The following is an 18520-nucleotide window of genomic DNA, read 5'->3' as shown; positions in this document are numbered from 1 at the left end:
ATCTGAAGAATCTGCTGGATGGTTGGGAATACGATGTGCCGGGACACTTGCGCGCCGTGCTGCCGGCGCCGGTCGCGAAACTTACGGAGGCGCTCGCAAACCGCGCTCGTGTGCTGCCCGAGCTATGCCAGCTGCGCCGCCCAGGTAGCCATCGCAGTAGCCGCCGGGAAGATACGGCTCGGGAAACGCGGCTGCGCTCGTAGTGTTGATGGCCTCGTCGAATGCGCGCACGACGTCGAGGAACCCCAGAGAGTGAGGGGACAACCTGAGCACATCGACGCCGGCTGCGCGCAACGACGAGACATGAGGGTGCAGGTTCTGCACCGAAGCCGATTGGGTCTGGATGCCGTTCAACGTGAGGAACGGCTGCTCCTCGCGCGAGTAGAGCGTGAGCCCGTCTGGATACGAGCCGCAGATGAATCCGCAGTCGTCCTTGGCGAGATTGTGCGAACGGGCCGTGAAGCATCGCGCCGAGAACGCGAGCGGCAATCGACCATACGCGAACATTTCTATTTCCAGTCCGGCCGGGCGAGTGGCGGCGAGCTTCGCGACCGTATCGAGCGGTAACTCGACAGGAGCGACCCATCGACGCGCACCTTGGCGGGCGAGCAGGTCGAGAGTCGACGTGTTGTAGACATTCAGATGCGGGCCGGCGACGAAGGGACGGCCAGCCGCATATTCGACGGCCGCGTAATCGTTGGCTTCGAAGAGCCGGGGCGCGCTGTCGATCTGCCGTGCCAGCGTGGCCAGCTCGGATTCGGCTTCGATGAGCGCGAGCGTGGAGATCACGACTTCCTTGCCGGCTTGCGTGAGCATGTGCGCCACGTCGAGCCAGTCGTCTCGCTCAAGTACTCGACGCTTGCTGCAAACGACTTCGCCGAGATAAACGATGTCGACGGGCGTCTGGCACAGCGACTCATAGAACGAGAGCGCGTCCGTGCGCTCCCAAAGGTAAAGAATCGGGCCGACCGCGAGTTTCATCATTGCCATGGCCTGTGATACGCGCCCAGCGTGTGGGTGCGCCCTTCGGCGAGATGATCGAGTGCCGCAGTGATATTGCGAGGAGCAACCCAGTCCTCGCCCGTGGCGAGACAGCCATCGAGCGCGCGACGGAGCAGCCCCGTGACATGCGCGACGTAGGCGGGTGAGCGTTGTCGTCCTTCCACTTTGATTGCTCGCACGCCGCTTGCGACCAGGCGTGGGAGAACGTCGAGTGCATTCAAGCTGGTCGGTTCTTCCAACGCGTGAAAGACCGAGTCGTTCACGTGGAAGCGGCCTTTGCAGAGCGTGGGATAGCCGGCCGCTTCACCCGGCGCGTAGCGATCGATCAATACGCCGTTCAGGCGTGACTGCCGTCCCTGCGGTGTTTCCTCCCAGCGCACCGCGTGCGCCGGCGAGCACACGCCCTGCATGTTTGGCGAATGTCCCGTCACGAAGGAGGAGAGTGCGCAGCGGCCTTCGACCATGACGCACAGACTGCCGAAACCGAAGACTTCGATCTCGACGGACGTGCGTGCGATCAGTCGCTGAACCTGAGTGCAGGAGAGCACGCGCGGCAGGACGGCCCGTTGAATGCCGAACTCACGACGATAGAACTCGATCGCTCGCCAGTTGGTTGCCGACCCTTGAACGCTCAGATGCAGACGCAGCTCTGGGTGATGCTGAGCTGCATACGCCATGAGTCCGGGGTCTGCGAGGATGAGTGCATCGACGCCGATATCGGCCGCCTGGTCGATCGCGTCGATGCCGGCCTGCCAGTTGCTCGGGCCTGGATAGACGTTGAGGGCGACGAACACGCGGGCGCCTCGAGCGTGCGCGTATGTGAGACCCGAGCGCGCGTCTTCGTAGGCGAAGTTGAGGCCGGGAAAATTTCGTGCGTTCGTCTCACCGCGAAAGCCGATGTAGACAGCGTCGGCGCCATGATCGACAGCGGCACGTAATGCAGGCAGGGTTCCCGCCGGGCACACCAGTTCGACTGGCGTGCGCTGCGCGAGTGTTGTATCGCGAGTCATGGCGGAACGGTACGCGTCCGCACGTCATCGCGACTTGATGTGCGTCAATCGGCGTGGGTGAGTCCCAGCAATGTGACACTGTTACCTCGCACTTGAATGGCACGTTCGCGATGTAATCGCTGCATCATCCGACTCACCGTCTCGATTCTGGCGTCGAGCAGATTGGCGATTTCCTGGCGGCTCAGCCCGAGCGTGAACTCTCGGCCGTCATACCCTCGCTGTTTCAGGCGAGTCGACAAATCGAGCAGGAAATCGACGATGCGAGTCCGGATGCTGCCACGAGCGTGATTGATGGTCGGCGTCGTGGCGCGACTCAACAGTCGAATGAGCGCCGCCGCGAGCTCGCGAACACGCAGGCCTTGTTCTTCCAGCAGCGGCAGAGGAAGTTCGCAACACACGACCGGTTGTAGCGCAACCGCATCGGTGGCGTAAGCCCCGGACGAAAAGGCTTCGAGCCCGAGCACTTCACCGGGGACGGCCACCGACCGCAGCTGCTCGTCGCCCTCGGCTGTGACATTCACCACCTTCAGCAATCCCTGACGGACCGCATAGAGGTGACCCGCCGGTGCGCCGGCGCGATATAAATGTGCGCCGGGGCGGATGGTTCGCAGCGTGCCCATCGGTTTACGGTTGCGCCCTTCGAGCGCGATGAGGCCGTATAGGCGGCATACCTCGTTCAGATCGCAGCTACTGCACCGGATCGGGCCGGCGGTCGAGCCATCGCAAGTATCCTCGTCACGCATGTCGTTCTCGTAGTGGTTTGACATGGATCAAACATCAGTGCCGTTATACCTGGGCTAATAAGATGTCCACTTGATCTAGATCAAGTGAAGCTCGTTCCGTCGCCGCTAGGCTGCGCGCATCCCGGTACAGGATTGCGCGATGGCCGTCGACTTCTCTCATGTCCACTACGATTCCGCCGAGCATGCGCGTCGCTATCCGCGGGTGCGGCGATCGATGCCGAGAGAGGAGTGGGACGCGGTCTACGAGCAGGTCGCGGCGATCCAGGCGCTGAAGCGTCGGCGCGGTGCCATGGTGCTGGCCCATAACTACCAGCGGCCCGAAATCTTTCATGGGGTGGCCGACGTTCAAGGCGATTCGCTCGCGCTGGCGCGTATTGCCGCCGAGTCCGACGCGGAAGTCTTTGTCATGTGCGGCGTGCATTTCATGGCGGAGACCGTAAAGCTGCTCGCGCCCGACCGGCTGGTCTTGCTACCGGATCCGCAGGCGGGATGTTCGCTCGCCGAGTCCATTCAAGCGGCCGATGTGCGTGCGTTACGTGCTCGTTATCCAGGCGTGCCTGCCGTGTGTTACGTGAATACCAGCGCGGCCGTCAAAGCCGAATGCGATGCCTGCTGTACTTCGGCGAATGCAGTTCAAGTGGTCGAGAGTTTGGCCTCGCCGGAGGTGATCTTCGTTCCGGACGAGTACCTAGCCGCCTACGTGGCGGCCAACACCTCGGTGCGAATCATTCCCTGGCTCGGGCGCTGCGAAGTGCATGAGCGCTTCACCGGCGATCAGATTCGTGAGTATCGGCACACCACCGATGCCTTCGTGCTGGCGCATCCGGAGTGTCCGGTCGATGTGCAAGAGGCGGCGGACTTCGTCGGCTCGACCGCCGGAATGATCGCCGCGCTCGACCAGCGACGGCCGGAGCGGGCCGTCCTGATTACCGAGTGCTCGATGAGCGACAACGTGTCGAGCGCGTTCCCGGGCACGCAGTTCCTGCGCCCGTGCAACCTTTGTCCTCACATGCAACGAGTGAATCTGGGGAATATTCGTGCGTGTCTGGAGTCGTTGTCGCCCGCGGTCGAGGTGCCGGCCGACGTTGCCGATGGCGCGCGTCGTGCCGTTCAACGAATGCTGAGCTTGAGTGGACGGCCCGCATGAATACGATCGATACCGATGTAGTCGTCATTGGCGCGGGCGCCGCCGGTCTTATCACGGCATTGAGCGCTCGCGGCCGGCGGGTATGCATTCTCACCGCTGATGATCCGCTCAAGTCCGGGGCAGCGAGCGATCTCGCTCAGGGTGGCATCGCCGCGGCGGTGGGCTTGGATGATTCCCCGACGCTGCACGTGAAGGACACGATGGCGGCCGGTTGCAAGGAGAACGCCGTCCGGGTCACGCGATTCGTGTGCGAAGAGGGGCCGGCGACGATCGCTTATCTGCATGCGCTGGGTGTGCCGTTTACTCGGGAGCTCGGCACGTGGTCGTTACATCGGGAAGCTGCGCACACCCGAGCGCGAGTGCTACATGCAAACGGCGATCAAACGGGTGCCGCGATCATGGCGACTCTGCGTCTGCACGTGGCGGAGGCCCCACATATTGAGATGCTGCCGCACACTCAGGCAGTGCGTCTTCTAGTGAATGGCGCCGTCAATGGCGTGCTCGCGATAACAGAAGACGGACAGCCGCTGGCTATTCGCGCCCATGCGGTCGTTATCGCCACCGGCGGTATCGGTGGCTTGTATAGCCGGAGCACGAATCCGATCGGCGCGTGCGGTGACGGGCTTGCAATGGCCATCGAAGCGGGCGCACGAGCGACGGCGTTGCCCTTCGTCCAGTTTCATCCAACCGCACTCAACGTCGACGCTCGGCCGCAGCCATTGTTGACCGAGGCGTTGCGGGGAGCGGGCGCGAAAATAGTCGACGAGCGCGGCGTGAGTGTCATGCGCGAATATCATCGACTCGGCGATCTCGCGCCCCGCGATGTCGTTGCACGCACCATCTACACTTTGGAGTGCGTCGGCAGGAATGTATGGCTGGATGCGACGGGTGTGCGCGATGTTTGCTTGCGATTCCCGGCGGCGTATCAGGCGTGTCTGTCCTACAGCTTCGAATTGGCGAAGGAGCCCGTGCCCATCACGCCGGCGGAGCACTATCACATGGGCGGCATCGCGGTCGATCTCGATGGGCGATCGAGTCTGCCGGGTCTGTGGGCTGTAGGTGAAGCGGCGTGTTCGGGATTTCATGGAGCGAATCGTCTCGCGAGTAATTCGCTGCTCGAAGCGGTCGTGCTCGGCCGACGGCTCGGTCAGGCATTGAATCGCGAGTATCGACACGCCTTGGGCGAGTTGGTCGTGTCGGCCGTGCCGGGCGATCAGTTGGTCGATGAGGAAGCCGAGCGTGTATTGCGGGAATGTATGTGGCGATCCATGGGCCTTGTACGTGATGCGCGTGGTCTGTCAGAAGGGCTGACCTGCGTTGCTCGATTGCGGGAACGAACGTCGGTACTCGCGTTGCTCACACGCTCGCGCCTGCAACTCGCTGAACACATGATGCGTGCGGCGGCTTGCCGACGCGTCAATCGCGGCGCTCATTACAGGAGCGACGCCGAAGAAGAGCCAGTTCATCGAGTGGTCCACTTGATCTAGGTCAAGGAGCGCCGGACCGCTTGGCGCCCATACTGGCGACCAATGGACGCCGCCACTCTTTCTGGCCGATCCTCGGCCTGCCAACCCCGTCGCTTCGCGCTGTTCGAGTACGGCTTCAGGCCGTTCTTCCTGCTGGCCGGCGTGTATGCGCTCGTTTCCGTACCCGCCTGGCTGTGGATCTACACGCATGGCGCGACGATGCTGCCGGGCGTTGCGCCACAGTTCTGGCACGGTCACGAAATGATCTATGGATTCGCCGCCGCGGCGATTGCTGGTTTTTTGCTCACCGCCGTGCCGAGTTGGACCGGCGCACGCGGATTCGGTGGACGACCGCTGATCCTGCTGACGCTGCTCTGGATCGCAGGCCGCGTGGTTTTCTTTGCGGGCGATCGAGTGCCCATCTGGCTCATCGCTCTCGTGGAACTCAGCTTTCTGCCGGCGATCATGCTGATGCTGGCGCCGCCGTTGCTTCGGGCACGCAATCGAAACACACCGATGCTGTTCGTGCTCGGCGTGCTTTGGCTGGTCGATGCTGCTTTTGTCAGCGCACTGAGGTTTGGCGATCAGGTGCTGGCTCAAGACGCGTTGCACCTGGCGATCAACATCATTCTGGTCCTGGTGACGGTCATCGGCGGACGCATCGTGCCGTCGTTCACTGCCAATGCTCTGCGGCGTCGAGGTGAAACAGTTGAGCTGGCGGCTCGGCCGCTGCTGGATCGAACCGTCATTGGATTGACGATTGCCGTCGCTGCTGTGGATCTGGCCGCGCGGAACTCGTTGGCAAGCGGAGTGCTCGCGGCCGCTGCAGCCATCGCGCATGCGTGGCGGCTCTCCGGCTGGTATGGGCACAAGACGTTACGTGAGCCCATCGTTTGGGCGTTACATATCGGCTATGCGTGGCTGCCCATCGGGTTCGCGCTCAAAGCGCTGTGGTTGTTGGGTGACGTGTCGTGGGCGGCGCTCTGGCTGCATGCCTTCACGATGGGCGCGTTCGCCACCATGATTCTCGCTGTCACGACTCGCGCATCGCTCGGTCACACCGGACGACCGCTGGTCGTCGGTCGCGCGATCGCCATCGCATACATCGCACTCACTGCAGGCGTGGTGGTTCGAGTGTTGGCGCTGGTCGCGGGCGATGCCTATCGATATGCGGTGACAGTGGCGGGTGGATTGTGGTGCGTGGCCTTCGCGTTGTATCTAATCGTCTACGCGCCGATCCTGATTCGACCGCGCGTCGACGGCAAGCCGGGCTGACCCTCAGCCCAACGCAACCCAGGTTTCGAAGTACCCGCTCGCCGGGTACATCGCTCGGACGGGCGGTTGGTTCGGCTGGGGGCTGAACCATTCCGTGTAGGCCAGCAGCTCTTCCATGATGACGCGCAGCTCGAGCCGTGCCAGCGGTGCGCCGGGGCACACGTGGATGCCCAGGCCGTACAAAAGATTTTCATCGGGATTGCGGTCGAGCTGAAACTCATCCGGTGCGTCGAAGGCGCGCTCGTCGCGATTCGCGGAAGCCCACATCAACGTGACACGCGATCCTGCCGCCATGAATTTGCCACCGACGGTGACCGGTCGCGTGGTCTTGCGGCGGCTCGTGAGCAGCGGTGGATGAATACGTAAGACCTCGTCGATGGCCGTTGGAAGCGCCGTCGGCATCTGGCGAAGTTGCTGTTGGACACTGGGATGCTCGGCGAGGTAGTGCACGAGAATGCCCACGCAGGCGGCAATGGTTGTGAGCTCGCCCACCGTCCAGTTGCGCAGGATGCTGACGATCTCTTCGTCAGTGAGCAGGCGCCCACGAATCCGCTCGCGCAGCAGCCTCGATGTGACATCGTCCGACGGCGTGGCTGCTTGCCGGCGCGTCTCGAGCAGATCGCGGATGTAACCATCGAACTCTTGTGCCACCGCTGCCGTTGCGACGGGGTCTTGGGCCAGCGTGGCTTCGCGATTTCGCATCGTCCACTGCCGTAGCGGTTCGTGGAGATGCACGGGCCAGTCGAGAAATGCGGACTGTGCTTTCAGCGCGAACGGCTGCGCCAGCTCGCTCATCACTTCCACGGCTCGATCGATCGGCAGTTTGCCGATCAGACCTTCGGCGATCTCGCGACACACCGGCTCGAACGCGTCGATGCGCTCGCGACTGAAATAGGGATCGATGATGGCCCGGTAATCCGAATGCAGCGGCGGATCGATGCCATTCGGCACCGACAGGTGAGTGGAAACCTCATTGCTGTAGGTACGAGGGTCGCGCAGGGCACGGACCACGTCGGCATGACGGAACAGCGACCAGTGCATCGCTTCGCTGTGCGCGACCGGGCAGCGTCTCCTCATGTTGTCATAAGCGCTGATCTGATCCCGCAGGACGCTCGAGTCCTTGGGGTCCCAATCTTCCACAAACACTTGGTCGGGTACGCGGCTCATAGGGTGAGTACACCCGATCCTGGGAGCCGTCGTTCTGACCTAGATCAATGCGGGCCTGCCGCCGCCGCCCGCATCATGGAGACCATGAGCTATCCGGTGCTGCTCACGTTGCATCTGTTCGGCGCGCTGATTTTCGTCGGCGCCGTGTTCTTCGAGATATTGATTCTCGAAGGCGCCCGGAAACACGTCGATCGCGCAGCCATGCGTGCCGTCGAGGTGGCTGTCATGAGTCGTGCGCGCCGGCTGATGCCGTGGGTGTTGCTCGTGCTATATGGCGCCGGCGTGGGCATGGCGTGGAGCTATCGGAGTGCGCTGACTCATCCTTTTGAAAGCAGCTTCGCACTGATGCTGGTGCTGAAGATCCTGCTGGCGTTAAGTGTGCTCGGTCATTTCATTCGCGCGATCACGTGGAGCCTGCAACGGCGCATGAACGCCCGCCGGTCGAGATTCATTCACCTGAGCGTGTTCTGTCACATGATCGCCATCGTGCTGCTGGCGAAAGGCATGTTCCACTGGAACGTGTTATCGATGTGAGCTCAGTTCGATCACGATGAGCTCGGAGGGCTCGGTTGCGTTGAGATCGATTGAGCCGGTGTCGTCGTCGAAGACCGCGCAGTCTTCGGGCCCCAATCGTTCGGACGCGAGCTGCACCTCGCCGCGCTGGCAGAAGACGATAGTAGTGCTCGCGCTTACTTCCAGTCGACGCTGCCCGGTGCACGATAGACGGCGCACGGAATGCTGGAAGGCGTCGCGTCGAGTCATCACATTGAGGTCGACGATGGTGCCATCGACGAGCGTGGCACTCGTCGTGGGCTCGCCTGCGAAGGTGCAGGGATCTGAGCTATCGAGCAGCAACTTCGGTGGTTCGTTATCCACCATGAGCCGAATGCCGGCGCCTTGAATGACGCTCAACGTTCGCTCGATGCCTTCGAAGGTCGAGAACGGCCCGTCGGTCGCAATGGTCGCGAGGCTGATGCGCCAATCGATCTCGTTCAAGGGCGCACCGGCGGGCGAGACCAGGACTTCCCGAGTCTCGCCGCCGCCGTTCTTCCAAGGCATGCGCCGATAATCGCTGGCGCGAAGAATGCGCATGATCAGCCGACGCTCGGCAGATCCAACCCCATCTTGCGCGCATGATCGATGGCGGACTCGTAGCCCGCATCGGCATGTCGCATGACGCCGCTGGCCGGATCGTTCCACAACACGCGACCGATGCGCGCAGCAGCCTCTTTCGTTCCGTCGCAGACGATGACCATGCCGGCGTGCTGTGAGAAGCCCATGCCGACACCGCCGCCGTGATGGAGCGAAACCCAGGTCGCACCGGACGCAGTGTTGAGCAGCGCATTCAGCAGCGGCCAATCCGACACAGCGTCTGAGCCATCGCGCATCGATTCGGTCTCGCGATTGGGCGAGGCGACCGAGCCGGAGTCGAGATGATCGCGGCCGATGACGACCGGAGCACTCAGCTCGCCGGAGGCCACCATTTCATTGAAGGCGAGGCCGAGGCGATGCCGCTCGCCGAGACCGACCCAGCAAATGCGCGCCGGCAAGCCTTGGAATTTGATTCGCGCACGCGCCATGTCGAGCCAGTTGTGCAGATGTTTGTCATCGGGCAGCAGCTCTTTGACCTTGGCGTCGGTCTTATAGATGTCTTCCGGATCGCCCGACAGCGCAGCCCAGCGGAACGGCCCGACACCGCGACAGAACAGTGGCCGAATATAGGCAGGCACGAAGCCAGGGAAGGCGAACGCGTCCGTCACGCCCTGATCGAGCGCGACCTGACGGATGTTATTGCCGTAGTCGAAGGTGGGAATGCCCAAGCGGTGAAATTCGAGCATGGCCTTCACATGCACCGCCATCGAGCGCTTGGCGGCGTCGGCGACACCGTTTGGATTGGAGGCGCGTTCGGCCTCCCAGCGCTCGACGGTCCAGCCGCCCGGCAAGTAGCCGTTGATGGGATCGTGCGCCGATGTTTGATCCGTGACGGCATGCGGCCGCACGCCTCGACGCACCAGCTCCGGCAGAATCTCACAGGCATTGCCGCGCAGGGCCACCGATCGAGCTTTGCCCGAACGCGTGGCCTCGTCGATCAATTGCAGCGCTTCATCCAGGTCCTTCGCGCAAACGTCGACGTAGCCGGTGCGCAAACGGAAGTCGATGCTGGACTGACGACACTCGATGGCGAGACAGCTTGCGCCGGCCATGGTCGCGGCGAGCGGCTGCGCGCCGCCCATACCGCCAAGGCCGGCTGTGAGAATCCATTTGCCGCTCAGGCTGCCGCCGTAGTGGCGACGGCCCATTTCGACGAACGTTTCATACGTTCCCTGCACGATGCCTTGCGAGCCGATGTAGATCCAGGAGCCGGCGGTCATCTGGCCGAACATCATCAAGCCGCGACGGTCCAGCTCGTTGAAATGTTCCCAAGTGGCCCAGTGCGGCACCAGGTTCGAGTTGGCCAGCAGCACGCGCGGCGCGTCCGGGTGCGTACGAAACACGCCGACCGGCTTGCCGGACTGAATCAGCAAGGTTTCATCCGCTTCGAGCCGCTTGAGCGTGGCGACGATGCGATCGAAGCTTTCCCAATCGCGGGCCGCGCGACCGATGCCGCCGTAGACGACCAGCTCGCCGGGCCGCTCGGCGACGTCCGGATCGAGATTGTTCATCAACATTCGCAGCGGCGCTTCGGTCAGCCAGCTGCGGGCGGAGAGGGTCTTGCCGCGGGGGGCGCGTATCACGCGCGAGGTGTCGACTCGTGACATGGCGGGTTCCTGGATCAGTGGTGTTCGCAGAGACTGGGGAGTTGCAGGCCAGCGGCACTTGCGATGGAGGAGTTCCGCACGAGCGCGATGGCGGCCTCCATGTCTGGCTGCATGTAACGATCGTCTTCGAGCTTCGGTACGCGATTACGCAGGGTGGCACGCACAGCTTCGAGCGCCGGGCTCGATGCGAGCGGTGCGTGAAAGTCACAAGCCTGTCCGGCTGCAAGCAGCTCGATGGCGACCACTGCGGCGACGTTGTCGATCATTGGCAGCAGTCGACGCGCGCCGTGCGCCGCCATCGAGACATGATCCTCTTGATTGGCCGACGTCGGAATCGAATCGACGCTCGCCGGGAATGCCTTTTGTTTGTTCTCCGACACGAGCGCTGCCGCCGTGACTTGCGGAATCATGAATCCCGAATTCAACCCCGGCTTGGGTGTCAGGAAGGCGGGGAGGCCAGACAGCGCGGGATCGATCAGCATGGCGATGCGCCGCTCGGCAATCGAACCGATCTCGCACAGGGCGATAGCGATCATGTCGGCAGCGAAGGCGACCGGCTCCGCGTGGAAGTTGCCGCCCGACAGCGCTTCGCCCGTGTCGGCGAACACCAGCGGATTGTCGGAAACACCGTTGGCTTCCGTGTCCAGGAAGGTGGCGGCCTGTCGCAGCAGATCCAGGCAGGCGCCCATGACTTGCGGCTGGCAGCGCAGGCAGTAGGGATCCTGGACGCGCTCATCGTTGACCAGATGCGAGGCACGCAACGCGCTGCCCGCCATCAGGTCGCGTAAGGCATCGGCCGCTTCGATCTGGCCGCGATGTTTTCGAAGCAGATGGATGCGATGGTCGAACGGAGTATCGGAGCCCAACGCGGCATCGGTGGTCAGCGCGCCGACGACCAGGGCGGTTTGGAATATCACTTCGGCTTCGAACAGCGCGGCGAGTGCCACGGCCGTCGAGAACTGCGTACCGTTGAGCAACGCAAGTCCTTCCTTCGGACCGAGCTCGAACGGTTTGAGTCCGGCGAGCGCCAGGCCTTCAACGGCCGACACCCGACCTTTCTTGGTAAACACATCGCCGACGCCCAGCATCGCTGCGGTCATGTGGGCGAGAGGCGCGAGATCGCCCGAGGCGCCGACCGAGCCTTGCGACGGCACGACCGGAATGATGTCGTGCGCGAGCATGGTTTCGAGGAAGTCGACTGTTTCGTTACGGACGCCTGAGGCGCCCTGGCCGAGGCTCACCAGCTTCAGCGCCATCATCAAGCGCGTGATGTTTGCTGGCAGCGGCTCGCCAACGCCGGCCGAGTGAGACAGCACGATGTTCTTTTGCAGCTGGACCAGATCGGCGGCGTCGATACGAACGCTGGCGAGCTTGCCGAAGCCTGTATTGATGCCGTAGACGGGCTGACCGTCCGCGACGATCTTCGCGATCACCTGAGCGCTGCGTTCCACAGCCGGTCGACAGCTCTCATGCAACTTCAGACCGGCGCCACGATAGATGGCGCGCCAGTCAGGTAGGGGCACGGAGCCGGGGAGCAGAACAAGGGCGGTCATCGACCTCTCCAGATACGGGCGAATAACGGATTGAATCCCATGCGATACACCAGCTCGGACAGGCTCTCGACATTCCAGATCGCCAGGTCGGCGTGCTTGCCGGCCTCCAGCGAGCCTTTCCTTGCTTCCATGCCCAACGCGCGAGCGGCCTCGCGCGTCACGCCGGCGATACATTCCTCGACGGTCATGCCGAATTGCGTGGCCGCCATATTCATCGCCAGCAACAGCGATGTCAGAGGGGAGGTGCCGGGATTGCAATCCGTAGCCACCGCCATCGCTACGCCGTGCTGTCTCAGTAGCGCTACTGGCGGCCGATGCTGCTCGCGTAGGAAATAAAAGGCGCCGGGTAACATCACGGCGACCGTGCCCGCCGCGGCCATCGCCGCGATGCTGTGCTCGTCGGTATGTTCGAGGTGATCCGCCGACAACGCATGATGCTCGGCTGCGAGTGCCGCTCCCCGCAGATTGGAAAGCTGATCGGCGTGCAGCTTCACGGGCAGTCCGAGGTCGGCCGCCGCTTTGAAGACGCGTTGAACTTGCTCGGGCGAGAAGGCGATCGATTCGCAGAAAGCATCGACCGCATCGACCAGCCCTTCGTTGGTTAACACTCGGAGCATGGGCAGTACGGTGTTGTCGATGTAGTCGTCCTTGCCTCGCGTCGACTCCGGCGGCAATGCATGCGCGCCCAGAAATGTGGTCGAGACGGTGACGTTGCGTTCCTGAGTCAGGCGACGAGCCGCCTGTAGCATCTTCCGTTCGTTGTCCAGATCGAGTCCGTAACCCGATTTGATCTCGATTGTGGTGACGCCTTCAGCAAGCAATGCATCCAGGCGGGCCAGAGACTGTCGCATCAGCTGCTCGTCATCGGCCTCGCGAGTGGCACGCACGCTGGAAACAATTCCGCCGCCGGCTCGCGCGATCTGTTCATAACTCACGCCTTGCAGACGCAGCTCGAAATCTTTGGCGCGATTCCCCGCGTACACCAGATGGGTGTGGCAATCGATCAAGCCGGGAGTGATCCATCGACCTTCGCAATCGTGAATTTCGGCACCGGCTTTTACGGCGGAGGGAAGGTCGGCTTCCGGGCCCGCATAGACGATGCGGCCGTCGCTCACTGCGACCGCGCCCCGGTCCACGATGCCCAAGCCTGCCGAGCTCCGCGACAGGGTCGCAAGTCGTGCATTGAGCCAGATGCGGGCGGTGGGCGGTTGATCGAGGCTCATGGTCGGGCTCGGCGGCTAATGTATAGCCATAAACGTTAATGTATAGGCATAATGAATCCGGATGCAACTGCTGCTCCGGAGACCCCATGCAAACCCTATACGCCGCCCGGGTGCTCACAGCCGATGGCTGGCGCAGTTCCGTACGGCTGCAACTGCAGGGCGGGCGCATCGCGACCTTGCAAACAGAGGTGCCCGCCGAGCCGGGCGACGAGCGCCATGCGGTCATCGTGCCGGCCTTGGGGAATTTGCATAGTCATGCGTTTCAGCGCGGCATGGCCGGCCTCGCAGAGATCGCGGGCGACACAGCGGATAGTTTCTGGAGCTGGCGCGATGTGATGTATCGATTCGCGCTGCGCATGAATCCGGATCAGCTCGAAGCGATTGCCGCGCAGGCTTATGTGGAAATGCTCGAGGCGGGCTTCGGGCGGGTGGGGGAATTTCATTACCTGCATCACGATGCAGACGGCGCTCACTACGCCGATATCGGCGAGATGGCGGGCCGGATCGCGGCAGCGGCGGAAACAACCGGGCTTGGACTGTGTTTGCTCCCGGTGTTTTATGCGCACTCGTCGTTCGGCGGGGCTGCGCCCGGCAATGCGCAACGACGCTTCATCAATTCGCTCGATTCCTATCAACGATTGTTGGAGCGGTGTCGCCAGTTGCCGGCGTCCACGGTGGGCGTGGCTCCGCACAGCCTGCGAGCTGTCACGAAGGACGAATTGCTCGCTGTCGCGGACATGGCGGCCTCGGCACCGATCCACATTCATATCGCGGAACAAACCAAAGAAGTCGAGGACTGCATCGCCTGGTCAGGGCGTCGGCCGGTCGCCTGGCTGCTCGAGAACGCGCCGGTCGACGAGCGCTGGTGCCTGGTGCATGCCACGCATGTCGATGCGCAGGAAATCGCCGGCATCGCGGAGGCGAAAGCTGTCGTGGGTTTGTGTCCGGTGACCGAGGCGAATCTTGGCGACGGCGTGTTTCCTCTGCCGGATCTGCTGAGTCACGGCGGTCGATTCGGTGTCGGGACCGATTCGAATGTCCACATCGGTGTGGCCGCCGAACTGTCTTTGCTCGAGTATTCGCAGCGCCTGACGCAGCGTGCGCGAAACGTGGTAAAGCGGGGTCGTCAGTCCACCGGACGCGCTATCATGGACTTCGCCCTCGCGGGCGGAGCGCAAGCGCTGGGCGGTGCAGGGCGAATCGAGCAGGGGGCCGCAGCGGACTTTGTGAGTCTCGACCCACAGCATCCGGCGCTGTGTTCGCGCGACAACGATGCGCTGCTGGATGCCTGGATATTTGCGAGCGCCGGCAACGTGGTCGATGGCGTGTGGATGGCTGGCAGAAAGGTCGTCACGGCCGGAAGACACATTGCCCGAGACCGGATCCGGGATCGATTTCGTACCGTCATGAAGGATTTGTGTAGTTGAGCGACTCAAGCCCTCAGCCCCTGTCGTTGCATCAGCGCATTCTCAACGACATTCAACAGCTGATCCTGACCGGCACGTGGCAGCCCGGGCACAAGATCCCGGTCGAGCACGAGCTGATGAAGCAGTACAACTGCTCGCGCATGACGGTGAGCAAGGTGCTCACGCAGCTCGCCCATGCCCGCATGATCGAGCGCCGCCGCAAGAGCGGCAGCTTCGTCAGCCGGCCGCATTCCCAATCGGCGGTGCTCACGATTCCGGACATCAAGACCGAGGTGGCCGCGCTCGGCGTGCCTTATAGCTTCGAGGTGTTGCACAAGGCACGCAGAAAGGCGACCGCCGAGGAACGTGAAATGCTCGGCTTCGAGCGGGCCGTGCCGGTGCTGGAGATCGAATGTCGCCATCTCGCCGGCGAGCGGCCGTTTTGTTTCGAGCAGCGTCTGATCAATCTCGACGCCGTGCCCGAAGCGGCCAAGGAAACGTTTGAGGAAACGGCGCCGGGGGCGTGGCTATTGCAGCGGGTTCCATGGACGTTGGCTGAGCACAGAATTCGGGCCACAGGTGCCGAGGCGCGCAGCGCGAAGCTGCTCGGTATCGATCGCGGGGCGGCGGTGCTGACCATCGAGCGTACCACCCGATCTGCCCAATCGACGGCGATCACCTTCGTGCGCTTGATCTACCCGGGCGATCAGCACGAACTGGTCGCGACGTTCTCGCCGGAGCGGGTGGGGCGGCCGGCGCAATAGCCCGTTTTCCGTTTACGCAACGGGTTTGCAGCATCCGGAATGGGCGGGCTACCATGCCTGCCTCTCACCCAACGCCGGGAACCGTATGCCGATCGCCAAGCCGGGTGTCTCGCTGAAACAGCTGCGCAAGTCCAATGGCTGGACGCTGGCGGACGTCAGCAAGCGCACCGGCATTCCGCCGTCCACCTTGTCCCGCATCGAGAACGATCGGGTATCGCCGACCTACGATTTGCTGGCCCGGCTCAGTCAGGGGTTGTCGGTGGACGTGGCACAACTGGTGTCCTCGGCCGAAGCGCCTGTGCCGGCGATGGCCGAGCAGCAGGGCCGGCGCAGCTTGAATCGCCTCGGCGATGGCGAGCTGATCGAGATGTCGAACCATACGCTGCGCTATCTCTCCACCGATCTGCTGAGAAAGCAGGTGACGCCCATCCTCTGCGAATACCGGGCGCGGACGCTGGAGGAGTTTGGTGAGTTCATGCACCACGCCGGCGAGGAATTCCTGTTCGTGCTCGAAGGCGCCGTCGAACTTCACACCGAGCTCTATGCGCCGGTCGTGCTCAAGGCCGGCGAATCGATTTATTTCGACAGCCGCATGGGCCATGCCTATCTGGCGCACGGGCCGGGCGTGTGTCGCGCACTTTCCATCAACGTCACGCCGCATGAAGAAATGCGGAAAGTGCACGACGTGGCCGCTGCCCGTGCCCGCCCCACTAGCGAGGCCGCCAAGCCGAAGCGGTCCGTTGCCCCGGCCAAACAGCGCCGCCGTCGCAGCAGCTGAGCTAGCTTGCCCATTTGCAATCAATTCCGGATGCGCGTATAAAATTCCATAAATGGAATAAATTCTCCATGTGCAACGCAGCTTGCACACATTAAAACGAGCATCGGGAGTAACGACCATGATCGATCGAACCCTGCATGGGGCAGTGCTGACCAGTATCGGTGCCTTCGCAATGTGCGCGCAGGCTTCCGCCCAGGACACGAAGAGCGGCCCGGCGCTCGAAGAAATCGTGGTCACCGGCTATCGCTTCCTCAACGAGGACACCAGCGGCACCACCAATCTGCCGTTGCCCATCGAAGAGGTGCCGCAGTCGATCAGTTTGATCAGCAACGATTTCCTGAAAGCTGCCGACATCAAATCGTTGGGCGAGGTCGCGCAGTACACGCCGGGCGCGATTTATTCCGGCAACACCGAGGGCTATCGAACGACCGTGAAGCTGCGCGGCTTCAGCCCGGGCGAGGCTGTCGATGGCTTGCCGCTCGGTGGCGGCGACGCCATCAGCGAATACGACTATGCCGTCGTGGATCGGCTGGAAATCGTCAAAGGTCCGTCGTCGGTGGTCTATGGCGCTTCGAGCCCGGGCGGCATCGTCAACATCGTGACCAAGAAAGCCCGGCCGGAGACCGCGGAGTATCTGTCGCTCGACATCGGCATGTGGAATAACTATCGCGTCGAAGGTCAGGCTGGCGGTGCGGTCGATTCGGAAGGGCGCATCAGTGTGATCGGCGTCGGCGCTTACGAGCAGGGCGACAGCTTCATGGATGTCATGAATCACGATCGCACCGTGCTCTACGGCGGTGTGGATATTGCGATCACCGACTCCGTGAGCGCCTACGTTCGCAGCAGTTTCGAAAGCAACACCCGAACTTCGTTCGACGGCATTCCCACCTTCGCCGATGGCACACCGGCACCTGTGCCGCGCTCGTTCTTTATCGGTTCCGACGATCCGCGTTTCGAGCTGCAGACCGATCGCTCGTACGTGAATGCCGGGCTCGATTGGGATGTGACCGAGCTCTGGAGCATCGCTGTCAAGACCAACTACACGCGCAGCGATCACAAGGGCGCCGCCGCGTATGCCGGTGAGCTGCAGGACAATGGCGATATCTTCCTGAGCGTCGATGAGGATTTGCGCTCGACCCATGAGCTGTTCGCGGCCGGCATCACTTCGATCTACAAGCTCGATCGTCTGGGGCTGAGCGAAAGTTTCATTTCGCTCGGCGCCGTTTATAACGATCACGAGTGGAATGCGGCGCGGCGTCTCTACTTTGTCGCCGATCCGGCGAACATTTTCGACGGAGTGCAGGCAATTTCGAATGCTTATGAATCGGAGCCGGTCCCGGGCCTGATCAGAAGGCCGCACCAGGAAGACTCGCTGCTCACGTATTCCGCGCAAGCGGTGCTGAAAGTGATCGACCCGCTGACCGTGCTGCTCGGTGCTTCGTACTCGGGCACCGACTATGAGTTTTATTCGACGACGCTGCCGCGTTCCGAGTACGAATACAGCGGCGAGGTGAGCTATCGAGGCGGCCTGACCTATGAGTTCGCCCAGGGGCTCAACGGTTATCTGTCGTACAGCGAGTCGTTCCTGCCGCAGACTGTGCGCGATGTGAACGAGAATCCGTTGAAGCCGCTGATCGGCGAGCAAAAGGAAGTCGGCGTGAAGTATGCGCCGCAGGGTGGCCGGACGCTGTTCACGGCGGCGCTGTTCGAGATCGTCCAGAGCAACAAGCCGGAGTTCGATCAGGTCACCGAGTTGGGCGATCGTTTCAAGCCTATGGGTGAAGTCCGTCATCGCGGCGCCGAGTTGGAAGTTGTCGGGCGGCTCGCGGATCGCTGGCAGATCCATGCCGGTTATGCCTATCTCGATCCGGAGATCACCAGGAACGGCGAGGAGCCGGAGCTGGTGGGCAAGACGATTACTTATCTGCCCAACCACACCGCGAGCGCGTTCGCGAGCTATGAGTTGACCGATAGCTTCACGCTGGGAGCGGGCGTGCGCTATGTCGATTCGGTCAAGACGACCTACGACAGCAGCGTCAAGGATCTGCCGGCCTACACCATCGTCGATGCGACAGCGTCGTACATCTATCAGAACTGGCGTTTCCAGCTGAACGCGCACAACCTGTTCGACGAGAAGTACTACATCAACACTTACGAGACGGTGTACTACGGCAACGTCGTTGGCGAGCCGGCGAACGTGTCGGTGTCCGTCCGCTACGAGTTCTGA

Annotated in this window: 16 protein-coding genes; 8 read left to right on the top strand and 8 right to left on the bottom strand. The window is 62.6% G+C overall.

Annotated features, from left to right (window positions below; genetic code table 11):
• Nucleotides 1-81 precede the first annotated feature (81 nt).
• Genes ACFPN2_RS32805 through ACFPN2_RS32795 form a run of 3 tightly spaced genes read right to left on the bottom strand, consistent with a single transcriptional unit; the run spans nt 82 to nt 2779 of the window.
• On the bottom strand, nt 82-984 hold the full coding sequence (locus tag ACFPN2_RS32805; protein WP_380604642.1) for a U32 family peptidase: 903 nt from the start codon (nt 982-984) through the stop codon (nt 82-84).
• Nucleotides 981-2012: a ubiquinone anaerobic biosynthesis protein UbiU gene (gene ubiU / locus ACFPN2_RS32800; protein ID WP_380604641.1), complete on the bottom strand. Its 1032-nt coding sequence runs from the start codon at nt 2010-2012 to the stop codon at nt 981-983. The genes ACFPN2_RS32805 and ubiU overlap by 4 nt, the downstream gene beginning before the upstream one ends.
• A 44-nt stretch (nt 2013-2056) precedes the next feature.
• Nucleotides 2057-2779: a Crp/Fnr family transcriptional regulator gene (locus ACFPN2_RS32795; protein ID WP_380604639.1), complete on the bottom strand. Its 723-nt coding sequence runs from the start codon at nt 2777-2779 to the stop codon at nt 2057-2059.
• Nucleotides 2780-2894: 115 nt separating this feature from the next.
• Here ACFPN2_RS32795 and nadA point away from each other — a divergent pair, with 115 nt between their 5' ends.
• The 3 genes from nadA to ACFPN2_RS32780 are packed head-to-tail and all read left to right on the top strand — an operon-like array spanning nt 2895 to nt 6643.
• Nucleotides 2895-3902 (top strand): quinolinate synthase NadA, encoded by a 1008-nt coding sequence (gene nadA, locus ACFPN2_RS32790; RefSeq protein ID WP_380604637.1) that lies wholly within the window; start codon nt 2895-2897, stop codon nt 3900-3902.
• Nucleotides 3899-5389 (top strand): L-aspartate oxidase, encoded by a 1491-nt coding sequence (locus tag ACFPN2_RS32785; protein WP_380604635.1) that lies wholly within the window; start codon nt 3899-3901, stop codon nt 5387-5389. The genes nadA and ACFPN2_RS32785 overlap by 4 nt, the downstream gene beginning before the upstream one ends.
• A gap of 42 nt (nt 5390-5431) precedes the next feature.
• A complete protein-coding gene (locus ACFPN2_RS32780; protein ID WP_380604633.1) occupies nt 5432-6643 on the top strand; it encodes an NnrS family protein in 1212 nt (403 codons plus the stop codon).
• Nucleotides 6644-6646: 3 nt separating this feature from the next.
• Here the strand turns inward: ACFPN2_RS32780 and ACFPN2_RS32775 are convergent, their stop codons facing one another.
• Entirely contained in the window at nt 6647-7810 is a 1164-nt protein-coding gene (locus ACFPN2_RS32775; RefSeq protein ID WP_380604631.1) for a cytochrome P450, read from the bottom strand.
• 84 nt (nt 7811-7894) lie between these two features.
• Between ACFPN2_RS32775 and ACFPN2_RS32770 the strand changes: the two genes are divergently transcribed.
• Complete coding sequence (locus tag ACFPN2_RS32770; protein WP_380604629.1) at nt 7895-8344, top strand: CopD family copper resistance protein; 450 nt, start codon at nt 7895-7897, stop codon at nt 8342-8344.
• Here the strand turns inward: ACFPN2_RS32770 and ACFPN2_RS32765 are convergent.
• Genes ACFPN2_RS32765 through hutI form a run of 4 tightly spaced genes read right to left on the bottom strand, consistent with a single transcriptional unit; the run spans nt 8333 to nt 13345 of the window.
• Nucleotides 8333-8902 (bottom strand): HutD/Ves family protein, encoded by a 570-nt coding sequence (locus ACFPN2_RS32765; protein ID WP_380604627.1) that lies wholly within the window; start codon nt 8900-8902, stop codon nt 8333-8335. The two genes, ACFPN2_RS32770 and ACFPN2_RS32765, sit on opposite strands and share 12 nt — an antisense overlap.
• 2 nt (nt 8903-8904) lie before the next feature.
• A complete protein-coding gene (gene hutU, locus ACFPN2_RS32760; protein WP_380604625.1) occupies nt 8905-10569 on the bottom strand; it encodes a urocanate hydratase in 1665 nt (554 codons plus the stop codon).
• A gap of 14 nt (nt 10570-10583) precedes the next feature.
• On the bottom strand, nt 10584-12122 hold the full coding sequence (gene hutH, locus ACFPN2_RS32755) for a histidine ammonia-lyase (RefSeq protein WP_380604623.1): 1539 nt from the start codon (nt 12120-12122) through the stop codon (nt 10584-10586).
• The gene (hutI, locus tag ACFPN2_RS32750) at nt 12119-13345 is read right to left on the bottom strand and encodes an imidazolonepropionase (protein ID WP_380604621.1); all 1227 of its coding nucleotides are present in this window, start codon (nt 13343-13345) and stop codon (nt 12119-12121) included. The genes hutH and hutI overlap by 4 nt, the downstream gene beginning before the upstream one ends.
• A gap of 86 nt (nt 13346-13431) precedes the next feature.
• Between hutI and ACFPN2_RS32745 the strand changes: the two genes are divergently transcribed.
• The 4 genes from ACFPN2_RS32745 (at nt 13432) to ACFPN2_RS32730 (ending at nt 18520) form a co-directional block, all read left to right on the top strand.
• Nucleotides 13432-14772, top strand: a complete 1341-nt coding sequence (locus ACFPN2_RS32745) for a formimidoylglutamate deiminase (RefSeq protein WP_380604619.1) — start codon at nt 13432-13434, stop codon at nt 14770-14772.
• Nucleotides 14769-15515 (top strand): histidine utilization repressor, encoded by a 747-nt coding sequence (hutC, locus tag ACFPN2_RS32740; protein WP_380604617.1) that lies wholly within the window; start codon nt 14769-14771, stop codon nt 15513-15515. The genes ACFPN2_RS32745 and hutC overlap by 4 nt, the downstream gene beginning before the upstream one ends.
• An 85-nt stretch (nt 15516-15600) precedes the next feature.
• Complete coding sequence (locus ACFPN2_RS32735) at nt 15601-16293, top strand: helix-turn-helix domain-containing protein (RefSeq protein ID WP_380604615.1); 693 nt, start codon at nt 15601-15603, stop codon at nt 16291-16293.
• Between the two features lie 118 nt (nt 16294-16411).
• Nucleotides 16412-18520 carry a TonB-dependent siderophore receptor gene (locus ACFPN2_RS32730; protein WP_380604613.1) on the top strand — a complete coding sequence of 703 codons (2109 nt, stop codon included), beginning with the start codon at nt 16412-16414 and terminating at the stop codon, nt 18518-18520.

It is taken from the genome of Steroidobacter flavus, from assembly GCF_042651805.1.
Classification (GTDB): Bacteria; Pseudomonadota; Gammaproteobacteria; order Steroidobacterales; family Steroidobacteraceae; genus Steroidobacter; species Steroidobacter flavus.
Note: the sequence above shows the minus strand (reverse complement) of the source record. Positions and strands in the feature narration are given on the sequence as shown.